Source organism: uncultured Serinicoccus sp., assembly GCF_947487915.1.
In the GTDB taxonomy this organism is placed as follows: Bacteria; Actinomycetota; Actinomycetes; order Actinomycetales; family Dermatophilaceae; genus Ornithinicoccus.
This window is the reverse complement of record NZ_CANKYH010000005.1, coordinates 178,287-191,948: the sequence shown is the minus strand read 5'-3', so window position 1 is coordinate 191,948 and position 13,662 is coordinate 178,287. Positions and strand designations below refer to the sequence as shown.

Here is a 13,662-nt window from a genome sequence, read left to right as displayed (position 1 = left end):
CGACATGGACGACGCGAACCGCCCGTGCCGGGCCCCCCGGCCCCGTCACGCGCGAGGATCCATCCTGCCTCATCGGTCCCGGCGCGGCGCGACCGGGTGGCGCCGGGGCGGGGCTACCAGCCCTGGGTGCCCGCCGCCCCCTTGAACGGCCCGCGCACCCTCGAGGTGATCCACCCGCCGTAGAAGTCGCCCTCCTGCGGCTGCACCCGCTCGTCGTCGACGTAGCAGCCGTCCGCCGGGTCGGTCGCGCCGTCGATGGCGCTGGGCATGACGGCGGCGTAGTCGGCGATCTCGCGGAAGGCGGGGGTCGGGTCCGGGTAGGTCCACGCCGCCCGGCTCAGCCGGGTGCCGTCCACGACGAGGTCGAAGTAGGTCGCCGACCCCTTGAACTCGCAGGTCGTGCGGCGGTTGTCGCGGGCCGGCTGCAGGACGCCGGTGACGAAGGCCCCGAGCGGCAGGTAGTAGGTCGGCGGGTGCGAGGTCTCCAGCACCCGGATCGCCGCGACGGTCTCGGCGATCGTCTGCCCGCCCACCCGGATGACGACGTGCTCCCCCCCGGAGGTGTCCACGGCCGGGGGTCGCGGGTAGTCCCAGACGGACTCGGTCTGTGCAGGCATACCCCGACCATAGGGCGGGTGGCCCACCGCGACCAAGGGGTAGCTGCTCAGCCGGCCGGGGTGAGGACCCCGGCGAGCGCCGCGGCCAGAGGGTCGGCGAGCTCGCGGGAGCGGGTCCGGCTGAGGTGGTTGCCGTCGGCCCAGACGAGCGTGGAGCCGTCCACCGCGGGGCACCACCCGTCCGGGCAGAGCTCGCCGTTGAGGTCGACGAGCCCCACCTGCGGGGTCTGCTCCAGCGCGAGTCGCACCGGGGGTGAGACCGGGGCCAGCGCCTGCTCCAGCGGCTCGCCGCACGCCGAGACCTCCTCCAGGTGCTGGGCGACGCACTCCGGCGGGTCCTGCTCGAAGCGGGGGGTCGGTGCCATGGTCAGGACCGGTGCTCCGGCGGCGCCGAGGCGCTCCCAGGCCCGGGCCAGGCCGTCGGCCATGTGCGCGTGCCCGTCCGCGGAACGGACCACCTCGCCGTCGACCCACAACCGGGGGATGGGTACCTGGGCGGTGAGGACCGCGGCGGGCGGGTCGGCGGCGACCGTCTCGGTCACCTCCCTCAGCCAGGTGGGGCAGTCCTCGCGCGGGTCCCTCCCGGCCATGGGGACCACGTCCGCCGCCGGGCAGGACGTCCTCGCCACCAGCTCCACGCGCCACCCGTGCCGAGCGCCGGCCGCCGCGAGGGCCGGCATCCACATGACCGCGTGCGAGTCGCCGACCAGGACCACCCGGGTGTCGCTGTCGACGTCGCCGTCCACGCACACCGTGGCCAGGTCTGCCCCGTCGAGCGCGGCGCAGCCGTCGTAGAAGGGGGCGTAGACGTCCTCCCGCGCGGACGCCGGGGCCGGCTGTACCTGCTGAGCCTGCGCCGGGACGGTCGACAGCGCCCCGCCCGGCGTCAGGGTCACCGTCGCCACGAGGACCGCGACGACTCCCGCGGCGCAGGCGAGGGCATACCCGCTGACCGAGCGGAGGAGCGCGCGGGCGGTGGCCCGCACCGGCGCCCGGGGGATCCGCCCGCGGAAGGGTGTCTCGACGTAGCGGTAGGACAGCCAGGCGACCGGGAGGGTGAGGGTCAGGACCAGCAGGCCGACGCCCCAGGGCAGCGTCTCGGCGCCGACCACGGCGGTGGCCGCGACGAGCAGCGGCCAGTGCCAGAGGTAGAGCGAGTAGGACACGCCACCGAGCCACTGCGCCGGCCGCAGGCCCAGGCCGTGGTGGACCACGCCACCGACGCGGACGAAAGGGCCCCCGAGCAGGACGGCCACCGTGCCGAGCGTCGGCGCCAGCGCGGCAGTCCCGGGGAAGGCCGTCGTCGCGTCGAGCACGACCGCGGAGCCCAGCACGGCGCCGGTCCCCAGGAGGACGAGCGCGGTCGCCGTGCGGGGGCCCGGGTGCCGCGCCTCCCACCACGGCCACAGGGCACCGAGGACCGCGCCGAGCGCGAGCTCCCAGACGCGGGTGGTCGTGACGAAGTAGGCGCGGGCGGGGTCCGCCTGCGACAGCCAGGCCGACCAGGCCAGGGAGAGCGCCCCGGCGAGACCTGCGAGGAGCGCCACCCGGGCCGCGGCCGACCCGCGTCCGCGCCGGACCGGCGCCGCGACCACCAGGGCCAGCACCACGGGCCACACGAGGTAGAACTGCTCCTCGACGGCCAACGACCAGAAGTGCTGCAGGGGGGAGGGGGCCGCGTCCGCCACCAGGTAGTCGACGGAGCGGTCCGCGAGCCGCCAGTTGACGAGGTAGACGGCGCTCGCGCCGATGTCGCCGGCGATGTCGCGCCACCGGGTGCTGGGCAGCAGGGCGACCGTGATGAGCGCCACTCCGAGGACCGACACCGCCGCCGCCGGCAGCAGCCGGCGGGCCCGCCGCAACCAGAACCGGGGGAGGTCGAGCCGGCCGTGCTCACCGATCTCGAGGAGCAGGATCCGGGTCATGAGGAAGCCGGAGACGACGAGGAAGACGTCGACCCCGACATACCCCCCCGTCAGCCCCGGAAGCCCCGCGTGCCACAGCAGCACCAGCACGACGGCGACCGCCCGGAGGGTCTGGATGTCTGCGCGCATCGAACCGGTGTCCCCGCCTCCTCGTGGTCCCCGCGCATCCTACGCCCGGGCGCTACGCTGCCCGGATGAGCGATCGCGGACGCCGTGTGTCGGCCGGCCTCGACAAGGTCCGGAACCTGCTCGGCCGGTCCCGGTCGGCGCCGGACGAGCCTCGGGTGCGGGCCCTGCCCGACCCGGGCGAGAGCCCCGTCGGTGAGCTGCCGCTCACCCCCGAGTCGCGCCGGATCGGCGAGGCGGAGCGGGCCCGGATCGACGCCGGTCTGGCCGCGGTGGAGGCCGACGGCGTGGACGTCGACGACCTGGCCTCGATCAGCGTCGGGCTCGATCGCGAGCTGGCGGCGTGGCTCGCGGCGAAGGGCACGGACGGGCACCACGACGAGGTCGTGGAGCGGTATGCCGTGGCCGTCGGGGAGCACCTGCACCGGCACACCGACCTGGCCTGGGAGGTGGTCACCGACGTCTTCGGCACCGACCTCGCCGTCGCCGCGGGCGACTTCGTCGTCGTCCCCTCCAACCTCGTCGCCGTCCGCTGGATGCGGCGCGAACGAGGGTGGGTGCCCCAGGTCGTGGGGCACATCGTCGAGGTCCGCAGCCGTTGACCCCCGGGACGCCGCCCGGCCTCAGCCCTCGTCGGGCGGGGGCACGGGCCCGCGCGAGGCGGTGGCCTTCTCCCGGCCGGTGACCTTCTGCAGCTGGCGGAAGACCCAGGCGGTCGCGACCTCGCGGCCGGTCGCGACGTACTCGACGGCCGAGTCGTGGAAGACCGTGGAGCGGACCACCGCCAGGTCGAGCTCGCGGCCCAGCAGCAGCAGCGTGTCGCCCTCCTTGAGCTTCTCGTCCATCCCCGGGGTGAAGATGCGGCGCCCGGAGCGCACCAGGACCGCGGGGTAGACGGCGAGCCGCACGTCGCGCTCGTCCGGGTCCCGCACCAGGTCGCCGAGCGTCAGCTCGTGCCCGTTCAGCCACCGCACCACGGCCGGGGCGCTCGTGAAGTCGAGGTCGAGGCGGGTGGAGATCGGGGTTTCGTCCCCCACCACGGCGACGATCTCGTCCATGACCCGGCGGTCCCACTCGTCGTCCTCGTGCAGGACGTGGTCGATGAAGCTCCAGTAGTTCGGCGAGGTGATCCGGGCGACCGCCTCCCGGGCGAGCAGCTCGGTGGGGATGAAGACCGAGTCGGCGTCGAAGGCCTGCAGCGGTGCCGCGTTGACGGCCGAGTTCTGCCGGACGGCGATGAACAGCTGGTCGTTCTCGATGCGGGCGTGCGCGGCGTTGGCCATGTTGACGATGTCGGACTCGGCGCCGGCGATGAACCCCACGGCGTCCGAGACGTCGGGGCGCCCGTCCGCAGGGTCGACGAGGATGACGTCCAGTCCGGCACTCTCCAGGTCGCGGGTCACCTCGAAGCCGAAGGTGCCGTCCGCGCAGACCACCCACTGCCCGTCGGTGAGGTGGGAGAGCCGGTGCGGCAGGTTGGAGCCGCGCTTGCTCATGAGCCAGGAGGCGAGCCGGAACCCGGCCGGGCGGCGCAGGGCCATGACGAGGTAGGCGCCGTAGCGGTCGAAGGGGTTGATGATGACGTCGGCGGCGAAGTCGTGCATCTGCTGGGCGTGCTCGCGGTCGCTGCAGCGCGCGATGACCATGAGCTCGGGACGGAGCAGGTTGACCGACATGACGACCGAGAGGTTGGTCTCGTCGCTGTCGGTGAGGGCGAGCACGGCCTCGCAACGGTCGTGGCCCAGCCCGGCCAGGCCGAGCATGCGGGGGTCCCGCCCGCTGGCCGCGAAACCGGGGTGGTCGCTGGAGTAGCCGTCCAGCGCGAGCTGCTGGACCCGCTGCGGGTCCTCGTCGAGCACCACGAAGTCGCGCCCCTGGTCCTCCAGCGCCCGGCACACCGCCTCACCCGCCTGGCCGTAGCCGACGACGAGCACGAAGGGGGCCTGGAGGCCGCGGACCTTGCGGCCGAAGCGCTGCAGGCGGATGGCCTGGCGGAAGGTCTGCTCCTGCGAGAGCGAGAGCAGCGCGCCGATGCTGTAGGACCAGGCGATGACGCAGGCGTAGATGGTGGCGGTGACCCACATCCGCTGCGCGTAGCTGAACTCGTGCGGCACCTCGCCGTAGCCGATGGTGAGGCCGGTGTAGCTGATGACGTAGAAGCTGTCGAAGACGGCCAGCCGCTCCGGGTTCTCCTCGGTGCCCGGCATCATGCTGAGCCCGAAGGTCATGATGGCGAAGACGCTGACGATGACGACCAGCGGCGTCCGCATGCGGCGCAGGACGAGGAAGACCGCGTCGGTCGTCGGCAGCTCCATCGGCACGTCGACGCGGTAGCGGCGCAGCGAGTCCGGGCGCGGCCGGGCCGGCTTGCCGCGGCCGAGGAGCTGGAGGAGGTTGGCCATCGTGGGCGACGTCGCTCAGCGGCGGCGGTAGGAGACCGTCTCCACGACGAGCAGGACGATGGAGACGATGTTGGCGAGCAGCGCGCCGGCCGCGATGGAGACCACGCTGCTCATGTGCTGCCCGGTCAGCCCGCCCGGGTCGACGTGCCGGGCCCAGATCCACACGAGCGCGGCGACGATGAGCTGGATGCTGGCGACCAGGGAGGTGGCCAGGTGGACCGCGCCGATCTGGGTGCGGTCGCCGAACTTCAGGATGGTCGCGATGATGTTGACCACGACCGCGGCGTACAGCTCGTAGACGTTGTGCAGCCGCGGGTTGTCGATGTCGCCGAGGACGTACCCGAAGTTCAGGGTCGCCGCCAGCAGGACGAAGAAGCCGAACACGACTTTCTCAAGGTTCACAGCCACGACGATAACGCCGTAGGTCTGTCGGTGCCGCCTCCTAGGGTGCGGGGCATGGAACTCGACGAGGCGGGGGCGCTGGCCCGGGGGTTGATGAGAGAGCACGGTCTGGCGGGCTGGGGGTTCGGCTTCGACCGGGCCAAGGTCCGGGCCGGAGCGTGCCACTGGACCGACCGGCGGATCACGCTCAGCCGGGCGATCACGGCGGTGCAGGACGAGGCGCAGGTGCGTCAGACGGTGCTGCACGAGGTCGCGCACGCGCTCGTCGGCCCCGGCCACGGCCACGATGGGGTATGGCGTGCCCGCGCCCGGTCCCTCGGCGCGACCGGGGAGCGGTGCTACACGGTGGGGGCGGAGGGGCCGGTGGTGCCCGGCCGCTGGCAGGGGCGCTGCGCCGCCGGCCACCTGGTCCACCGTCACCGGCGTCCGACGCGGGTGCTCGTGTGCACCCGCTGCCGCGGGGTGCCCGTGCGCGAGCGGGTCATCGGCTGGCGGTTCGACGGACGCGACGTGGACCACGCCGAGCTGGGTCCGCACGTGGCCGCGGCGATGCGCCGCCTGCAGGAGGTGACGTAGCGTCAGGCAGGCGGCGGCCGGAGGGCGCCGGTGCTGGCGTTCCGTGACCAAAGCGTGACCTCGCGAGGGCTGATCGCACGCCGGGTCTGCGCTAGGTTCCGAGAGAGTGGCTCATGCGATGCACCCCTGTTCCGTGAGGCGGTGGCCGTGGGCGCTGATGGAGAGAGGAGCCAATGGTGGCGACTACGAGGTGGCGACGTGCCACGGTCCCGGCGCTCGCGACAGCGGTCGGGCTGACCCTGACGGGCTGTCTGCAGAATCCCGATGCCGGGTCGGTCGGCGCAGTCGGAGCCGTCGGGGCCGAGCCCGAGGAGGGCGACGGGAGCGTCAGCATCCTGGGCGCCTTCGGTGGAGCCGAGGAGGAGCTGTTCAACGCCTCCCTCCAGGAGTTCCAGGAGGAGACCGGCATCACCATCGACTACGTCTCGGACCAGGACTTCACCAACACGATCCAGGTGCGGGTGGACGCCGGCGACAAGCCGGACATCGGGCTCTTCCCGCAGCCCGGCGGGGTGCTCAACCTCGCCGAGCGCGGAGAGCTGGTCCCGGTCGACGCGATGCTCGACTACGACGAGATCGACCGCACCCTGGTCAACGGCTTCCTGGACTCCGCCCGGTTCGACGGTCGCGTCTACGCCGCCCCCATGCGCATGGCGGTCAAGTCGATCGTCTGGTACCCCAAGGGTCCCTACGAGGAGGGCGGCTGGAGCACGGAGCCGGCCAACCTGGACGAGCTCGACCAGGTCGCCGACCAGATCCGGACCGACGCCGACACGCCGCCCTGGTGCATCGGGTGGCAGTCCGACCAGGCCACCGGCTGGGTCGGTACCGACTGGGTGGAGGAGTACATGCTCCGCCTGCACGGCCCGGACGTCTACGACGACTGGATCTACCACCGCATCCCCTTCAACGACGAGCGTGTCGTCGAGGCGATCGAGACCTACGGCGACCTCGCCAACGAGGACGGCAACGTCCTCGGTGGCTCCCGGGGCATCCTCAACACCCCGTTCGCCGAGGCGATGAACCCGGCGTTCAACGACGACCCCGGCTGCTACCTCATGCGGCAGGGCAACTTCGCCACCACGTTCTTCCCCGAGGACGTCCAGGAGAACCTCGACGAGGAGGTCGGCATCTTCGTCTTCCCGCCCGCCGAGGGCGGTTTCGACGGCCAGCCCATCCTCGGCGGCGGTGACCTCGCGGCGGCGTTCACCTACGACACCGACGTGGCCGCGGTGATGGAGTTCCTCTCCTCCGACGAGTTCGGCGGCCCGTGGGCGGAGGCCGGCGGCTGGTTGAGCCCGCACACCAGCTTCGACACCAGCCTCTACCCCGACGAGGTGACCCGGCAGATCGCCGAGTTCGGCTACGGCTCCGACGTCTTCCGCTACGACGGCTCCGACGTCATGCCCCGCGAGGTCGGTTCGGGCTCGTTCTGGACCGGCATGGTCGAGTTCCAGAGCGGGGCCAAGACCGCCCAGGAGGTCGCCGACGACATCGAGGCGGGCTGGCCCGAGTCGGCCGACGCGAGTGAGGAGGGCGAGGACCAGTGAGCACGACATCATCGACCCCTCCCGTCGGGGAGGAGGTACCACAGGCGCCCTCGGACGAGGGCCCGGGCGGGGCAGGCAACGTCGGACCCTCCGACGCCGCTCTCCAGCCGGCCAAGCTCGTCATCGGGGTGCTCGGCATCGCGGTCTCGGTCTGGCTCATCGGCAACCTCTTCCTCGCCTTCGCGTGGTACCCCCAGTGGTTCTTCGACAGCAAGCTGCTCATGGGCGCCCTGGGCCTCGTCGTCGGCGTCGGCGGTGCGGCCGTCCTCTTCTGGTTCCTCAACATGGCGATCGAGGCGCTGCCCCGACGGCTGGAGCACGGCGTCATGCCGTACGCCTTCCTGCTGCCGGGCTTCTCCCTCATCGGGCTGATGCTGCTGTTCCCGACGGTGCAGACGATCCACTACAGCTTCGCGAACCGGGACTCCACGGCCTACGTCGACCCGCTGTGGGCCAACTTCAGCAGCCTCTTCGCCAGCAGCGCCTTCTGGTCGGCGATGTTCAACAACCTGCTGTGGATCGCCATCGTCCCGGCGATCACGGTGGCGCTGGGCGTCGTCGTCGCGGTGCTGGCCGACAAGCTGTCGTCCTCGAGCGAGAAGTGGTCCAAGAGCTTCATCTTCATGCCGATGGCCATCAGCTTCGTGGCCGCCTCGGCGATCTGGCTCACCACGGTCTACGGCTACCGGCCCCCGGGTGAGCCGCAGACCGCGGCGCTGAACGCCATCTGGGTCAACTGGTTCGGTCAGGACCCCGCGAGCTGGCTGGACATCGACACCGCCCGGCTCAACAGCATCCTGCTGATGGTCATCCTCATCTGGCTGCAGACCGGCTTCGCGATGGTCCTGCTCAGCTCGGCGATCAAGGGCGTCCCCGAGGACACCCTCGAGGCGGCCCGGATCGACGGCGCGTCCGAGTGGCAGATCTTCTGGCAGGTCATCATCCCGCAGATCTGGGGCACCATCGTCACCGTCTTCATCACCGTCCTCATCCTGGTGATGAAGGTCTTCGACATCGTCTACGTGCTCACCAACGGGCGCAACAACACCGATGTCATCGCCAACATGTTCTTCCGGGAGATGTTCACCAACCGCGACGCCGGCCGGGCGACGGCCCTCATCGTCGTCCTGCTCGTCGCCATCATCCCCATCCTGATCTACCAGGTCAGGGACTTCCGGAAGCAGGAGGCCATGCGATGAACGCCGGACGGCTCAAGGACGGGCGCCAGCGCAGCCCCGTCTCGATGGTCACCATGCTGCTGCTGGCCCTGCTGTGGACGCTGCCGACCCTCGGTCTGCTCGTCACCAGCTTCCGCAGCCGGGACGACGCGCTGACCAGCGGCTGGTGGTCGGCGATCATCAACCCGTTCGGCACCTCCTGGACCTTCGGCAACTACACCGAGGTCTTCGAGCGGGCGGACATGGGCAACGCCTTCCTCAACGGGATCGTGGTGGCCGTCCCGGCGACGGTCATCCCCATCATGTTCGCCGCCTTCGCGGCCTATGCGTTCACCTTCCTGCAGTTCCGGTTCAAGGAGACGCTGTTCATCATCATCGTGGCGGTGATGGTGGTCCCGATCCACGTGGCCTTCCAGCCGTTGCTCAACCTCTTCGGCCCCAACGGCCTGGGCATCTCCGGCCAGTACCTCGCGGTGTGGCTGCTGCACACCGGGTTCGGCATGCCGTTGTGCATCTACGTGCTGCGCAACTACATGTCCACGCTGCCCTACAGCGTGGTGGAGTCGGCACGGATCGACGGCTGCTCCAACTTCCAGATCTTCTGGAAGCTGGTGGCTCCGATGGCGATGCCGGCGATGGCGGCGTTCGCCACCCTGCAGTTCCTGTGGGTGTGGAACGACCTGCTCATCGCCAAGCTGTTCCTCAGCAACGACAACACCACGGTGATCGTCAAGCTGCAGCAGCTGCTGGGCACCCAGGGTCAGGGCGCCGAGCTGCTGACCGCGGGAGCGTTCATCTCCATGGTGCTGCCGATGATCGTCTTCTTCGCGCTCCAGAACTTCCTGGTGCGCGGCATGACGAGCGGCGCGGTCAAGGGCTGACCACGTCCGCGCCCTGCCTCACCGTCGAGCGGGCGGGAGATCCCCGGTGGAGCTCCCGCCCGCTCGTCGCGTCCGATGATTGGATGTGACCGTGACACGTGAACTCCCCTGGCCCGTGGCACTGCCCCCGGAGGCCCGCGCCCGCACCGAGGCCGTCCTCGACCCGCTGCCCGACCACCGCCGCACCACCTTCGCCCTGCGCGTGGCCCGCTGGTGGGACGACCTCGTCGCCGGCCTCGCGCCCTACCCCGACCCGCCCGCCGTGGCCGCGCGGGTCCTGGAGCTGGCGGCGACGGCATACCGCGACCGCGACGAGGAGCTGCACCTGCTGGACCAGCGACGCTCCCTGGAGCCGGACTGGTTCCAGCGCCCGGACGTCGTGGGCTACGCGGGCTACGCCGAGCGGCTCACCGAGGAGGGCACGCTCACCGCGCTCGCCGGGCTGGCCGACCACCTCACCGGACTGGGGGTGCGCTACCTGCACCTCATGCCGCTGCTGCAACCGCGCCCGGCGCCCAACGACGGGGGATATGCCGTCGCCGACTACCGCTCGGTGCGCGAGGACCTGGGGTCGATGGACGACCTGCGGTCCCTCACCGCGAGCCTGCGCGAGCGGGGCATCAGCGTGTGCCTCGACCTCGTGCTCAACCACGTGGCCCGCGAGCACGCCTGGGCCCGGGCCGCGCGGGAGGGTGACGAACGCTACCGCCGGTACTTCCACGTCTACCCCGACCGGGAGGTGCCCGACGCCTACGAGCGCACCCTGCTGGAGGTCTTCCCGGACTTCGCCCCCGGCAACTTCACCTGGGACGAGGAGCTCAGGGGGTGGGTCTGGACCACCTTCAACGACTACCAGTGGGACCTCGCCTGGGACAACCCCGACGTCTTCGCCGAGCTGGCCGACGTCATCCTCTTCCTGGCCAACCAGGGCGTGGAGATCCTGCGGCTGGACGCGATCGCCTTCCTCTGGAAGCGCCTGGGCACGCAGTGCCAGAACGAGCCCGAGGTGCACCAGCTCACCCAGGCGCTGCGCGCGCTGGCCCGGATGACCGCGCCGGCGCTGGTCTTCAAGGCCGAGGCCATCGTGGGCCCCAACGAGGTCGTGCACTACCTCGGTCAGGGGCAGCACCACGGCAAGGTCTCCGACCTCGCCTACCACAACAGCCTCATGGTGCAGATCTGGTCGATGCTCGCCAGCGGCGACGCGCGGCTGGCCACCCACGCGCTCGGCCGCTTCCCCGTCGTCCCGTCCACCACGGCCTGGATCACCTACCTGCGCTGCCACGACGACATCGGCTGGGCCATCGACGACGACGACGCGCGCTCGGTGATGGTCGACGGCCACGCCCACCGCACCTTCCTGTCCGACTACTACTCCGGGGAGTTCCCCGGCTCGGTGGCGACCGGGCTCGTCTTCCAGCACAACCCGGTCACCAACGACCGTCGCATCTCCGGGTCGGCCGCCAGCCTCAGCGGGCTCGTGCGGGCGCTGGAGCTGGTGGACGGGGCCGTGGACGAGCAGGCGGCCACGGAGGCCGAGCACGCGGTCGACGAGGCGGTGGCCCGGCTCCTGCTCGGGTATGCCGTGGTCTACGGCTTCGGCGGCATCCCGGTCATCTGGTCGGGCGACGAGATCGCGAGCCTGGGCGACGCCGAGTGGGACCAGGTCCCCGAGCACGCCGCCGACAACCGCTGGGTCCACCGGCCCCGGCTGGACCCGGAGGAGGTCGCCGCCGCCCTCACGGCGCCGGAGACCGCCGCCGGGCGGGTGCTGCGGGGGATGCAGCACCTCGCCCGCACCCGGGCGTCCCTGCCCCACCTGCACGCGAGCGTCGAGGCGTTGGTCGTCGCGGCGCCGGACGCGGCCGTCTTCGTCGTGGTCCGCCGCCACCCGGTCGGCACCATGGTGCAGCTCTACAACCTCACGGCCGTGCCACGCTCCGTCCCCGGCTGGTGGCTGCGCGAGCAGGGCCTGTCGGTGGACCGGACCGTCGACGCCCTCAACGGCTACCCGCCGAGCCTCACCGCGGACGGCTCGGTGTACCTCTCGACCTACCAGCCGGTGTGGCTCGTGCGCGCTTGACCTATACCCCCCGGGGTATAGTAGTCTGAAGGTCAGGACGCTGCGACGGCGTCCGACGACCGACCGAGGAGCCCCCCGTGTGCCGAGCTGTCACCTGCAGGACCTGCGGCAGGACCACCTGGGCCGGCTGCGGCCAGCACGTCGACCAGGTCCGGCGCGGGGTGCCGGTCGGCCGGTGGTGCGACGGGCACGAGTCCGCCGCCCCGTCCGGTGGTGGCCTGCTCTCCCGGCTCCTCGGGCGCTGACGTCCCTCCAGCGTGTGCCCGCCGGGCGCGCCGGGTCCCGTCGGTTCCGGACATAGGGTGTCGCCATGCAGCTGAGCGACCTCGCCGCCACCCTGGGGGCCCGTCTCGTCCCCGGCCCTGAGGCCGACGACGTGCGGGTCACGGGGGTGAGCCACCAGGCGGACTGGATCCGGCCGGGGGACGCCTTCGTGGCCATCCGCGGAGCCCGCTTCGACGGGCATACCTTCATCGACCGGGCCGTAGGAGGTGGCGCCGTCGCCGTCATCGGCGAGGGGATGCCCGACGGCGCGACCTGCCCCGTGCCCTACCTGCGCGTCGAGGCGGTGCGGCCGGCGCTGGCCGACGCGGCCACCGCCCTCGCGGGGCGACCGAGCGACGCCCTGCGGGTCATCGGCGTCACCGGCACCGACGGCAAGACCACCACGTCCTGCCTGGCGCTGCACCTGCTGCGCGAGGCGGGGCGGGCGAGCGGGCTGCTCTCGACGATCGGCTACCAGCTGCCCGACGGCGTGCTGCGCCAGCCGCCCTCGCACTTCACCACCCCCGAGGCCCCGCAGGTGCAGCAGATCCTGCGCGAGCTCCTCGAGGCCGGGGCGAGCGACGCGGTGGTCGAGAGCTCCAGCCACGCCCTGGCGCTGGACCGGGTGCGCGGGGTCGACTACGACGTCGCGGTGTGGACCAACCTCACCGGTGAGCACCTGGACTTCCACGGGACGATGGAGCGGTACTTCGCCGACAAGGCCCGCCTCGTGCAGCGGGCGCGGCACAGCGTCCTCAACGTCGACGACCGCCCCTGGGTCGAGCAGCTCGTGCCGATGGCGACCGCCGACGGACACGGCGTGACGACCTACTCCGCCGAGGGCAGCGCGGCCGACTGGCGCGCCACCGACGTGGTCGAGGGGGCCGAGGGCATCACCTTCACCGTCCACGCGCCGGAGGGCGAGGCGCCGGCGCGGCTGCCGATGATCGGCCGCTTCAACGTCGCCAACGCCCTGGCCGCGATGGCCGGCGTCGCGGCCACCGGCGTGCGGCTGGGCGAGCTGGTCGCCGGGCTCGCCACCTTCGCCGGGGTCGCCGGGCGGATGGAGATGGTGGAGCACGGCGACGGCGACCCGCGGGTCATCGTGGACTTCGCCCACACCCCACCGAGCCTGGAGAAGGCGCTGGAGACGGTGCGGGTGACGACCCGGGGCCGGCTGTGGGTCGTGCTCGGCTCGGCCGGCGGGCCGCGCGACCCGTCCAAGCGAGCCCCGCTGGGCCGGGTCGCCACGCAGCTCGCCGACCACGTCGTGCTCACCGAGGAGGACCACCGCACCACCCCGCTGCAGGAGATCCTCCAGGAGATGGAGCGGGGGTCCCGTGAGGCGGGGCGTGACAACTACGTCTCGATCGGCGACCGCACCGAGGCGATCCGGTATGCCGTGCGTGAGGCCGCCCCGGAGGACACCGTCGTGCTGGCGGGCAAGGGCCCGGAGGAGACCATGGAGCGCGGCACCGAGCTGGTGCCCTGGGACGAGGTCGGGGAGGCCCGTCGGGCGCTCGCGGCGCGACGGGGCGAGGACGTCAGCTAGCCGGCTGCTCTCGACCGCCTCCGGCGTCTCCACCTCGGGGCCCCGGCCACCCGGCAGCACTCATACCCCGCACGTGCAGGTCAGCCATGATGCAGCACGGCACGCG

Annotated in this window: 12 protein-coding genes; 8 read left to right on the top strand and 4 right to left on the bottom strand. The window is 72.0% G+C overall.

The window, feature by feature from the left end:
* Window positions 1–113 precede the first annotated feature (113 nt).
* Together Q0795_RS08035 and Q0795_RS08030 are read right to left on the bottom strand one after the other, a co-directional pair.
* The gene (locus tag Q0795_RS08035) at window positions 114–617 is read right to left on the bottom strand and encodes a DUF427 domain-containing protein (protein ID WP_298888641.1); all 504 of its coding nucleotides are present in this window, start codon (window positions 615–617) and stop codon (window positions 114–116) included.
* A gap of 47 nt (window positions 618–664) precedes the next feature.
* Window positions 665–2,671: an acyltransferase family protein gene (locus Q0795_RS08030; protein ID WP_298888639.1), complete on the bottom strand. Its 2,007-nt coding sequence runs from the start codon at window positions 2,669–2,671 to the stop codon at window positions 665–667.
* A 65-nt stretch (window positions 2,672–2,736) separates the two neighbouring features.
* Between Q0795_RS08030 and Q0795_RS08025 the strand changes: the two genes are divergently transcribed.
* The gene (locus tag Q0795_RS08025; RefSeq protein ID WP_298888637.1) at window positions 2,737–3,270 is read left to right on the top strand and encodes a DUF3806 domain-containing protein; all 534 of its coding nucleotides are present in this window, start codon (window positions 2,737–2,739) and stop codon (window positions 3,268–3,270) included.
* 21 nt (window positions 3,271–3,291) lie between these two features.
* On the opposite strand, the gene Q0795_RS08020 is transcribed toward Q0795_RS08025, so the two are convergent.
* Complete coding sequence (locus Q0795_RS08020) at window positions 3,292–5,070, bottom strand: potassium channel protein (RefSeq protein ID WP_298888635.1); 1,779 nt, start codon at window positions 5,068–5,070, stop codon at window positions 3,292–3,294.
* Window positions 5,071–5,085: 15 nt separating this feature from the next.
* A complete protein-coding gene (locus Q0795_RS08015) occupies window positions 5,086–5,472 on the bottom strand; it encodes a DUF6394 family protein (RefSeq protein WP_139719370.1) in 387 nt (128 codons plus the stop codon).
* A 54-nt stretch (window positions 5,473–5,526) separates the two neighbouring features.
* Between Q0795_RS08015 and Q0795_RS08010 the strand changes: the two genes are divergently transcribed.
* From Q0795_RS08010 to Q0795_RS07980, 7 genes are all read left to right on the top strand, one after another.
* Window positions 5,527–6,048: a SprT-like domain-containing protein gene (locus Q0795_RS08010; protein WP_298888632.1), complete on the top strand. Its 522-nt coding sequence runs from the start codon at window positions 5,527–5,529 to the stop codon at window positions 6,046–6,048.
* Between the two features lie 173 nt (window positions 6,049–6,221).
* A complete protein-coding gene (locus Q0795_RS08005; RefSeq protein ID WP_298888630.1) occupies window positions 6,222–7,598 on the top strand; it encodes an ABC transporter substrate-binding protein in 1,377 nt (458 codons plus the stop codon).
* Window positions 7,595–8,797, top strand: a complete 1,203-nt coding sequence (locus Q0795_RS08000) for a carbohydrate ABC transporter permease (protein ID WP_298888629.1) — start codon at window positions 7,595–7,597, stop codon at window positions 8,795–8,797. Before Q0795_RS08005 ends, Q0795_RS08000 begins: the two co-directional genes overlap by 4 nt.
* Entirely contained in the window at window positions 8,794–9,657 is an 864-nt protein-coding gene (locus Q0795_RS07995) for a carbohydrate ABC transporter permease (protein WP_298888627.1), read from the top strand. The genes Q0795_RS08000 and Q0795_RS07995 overlap by 4 nt, the downstream gene beginning before the upstream one ends.
* 91 nt (window positions 9,658–9,748) lie before the next feature.
* Window positions 9,749–11,740 carry an alpha-amylase family protein gene (locus Q0795_RS07990; protein WP_298888625.1) on the top strand — a complete coding sequence of 664 codons (1,992 nt, stop codon included), beginning with the start codon at window positions 9,749–9,751 and terminating at the stop codon, window positions 11,738–11,740.
* A 77-nt stretch (window positions 11,741–11,817) separates the two neighbouring features.
* Window positions 11,818–11,985, top strand: coding sequence for a hypothetical protein (locus Q0795_RS07985; RefSeq protein WP_298888623.1), 168 nt, complete (start codon window positions 11,818–11,820; stop codon window positions 11,983–11,985).
* Window positions 11,986–12,050: 65 nt separating this feature from the next.
* Window positions 12,051–13,556 carry a UDP-N-acetylmuramoyl-L-alanyl-D-glutamate--2,6-diaminopimelate ligase gene (locus Q0795_RS07980; RefSeq protein WP_298888621.1) on the top strand — a complete coding sequence of 502 codons (1,506 nt, stop codon included), beginning with the start codon at window positions 12,051–12,053 and terminating at the stop codon, window positions 13,554–13,556.
* Window positions 13,557–13,662 lie beyond the last annotated feature (106 nt).

Coding starts and splice junctions, on each gene's coding strand:
- Q0795_RS08005 (WP_298888630.1), top strand. CDS start 6,222: ATGGTGGCGACTACGAGGTGGCGACGTGCCACGGTCCCGGCGCTCGCG.
- Q0795_RS08010 (WP_298888632.1), top strand. CDS start 5,527: ATGGAACTCGACGAGGCGGGGGCGCTGGCCCGGGGGTTGATGAGAGAG.
- Q0795_RS07980 (WP_298888621.1), top strand. CDS start 12,051: ATGCAGCTGAGCGACCTCGCCGCCACCCTGGGGGCCCGTCTCGTCCCC.
- Q0795_RS08030 (WP_298888639.1), bottom strand. CDS start 2,671: ATGCGCGCAGACATCCAGACCCTCCGGGCGGTCGCCGTCGTGCTGGTG.
- Q0795_RS08020 (WP_298888635.1), bottom strand. CDS start 5,070: ATGGCCAACCTCCTCCAGCTCCTCGGCCGCGGCAAGCCGGCCCGGCCG.
- Q0795_RS08035 (WP_298888641.1), bottom strand. CDS start 617: ATGCCTGCACAGACCGAGTCCGTCTGGGACTACCCGCGACCCCCGGCC.
- Q0795_RS08025 (WP_298888637.1), top strand. CDS start 2,737: ATGAGCGATCGCGGACGCCGTGTGTCGGCCGGCCTCGACAAGGTCCGG.
- Q0795_RS07995 (WP_298888627.1), top strand. CDS start 8,794: ATGAACGCCGGACGGCTCAAGGACGGGCGCCAGCGCAGCCCCGTCTCG.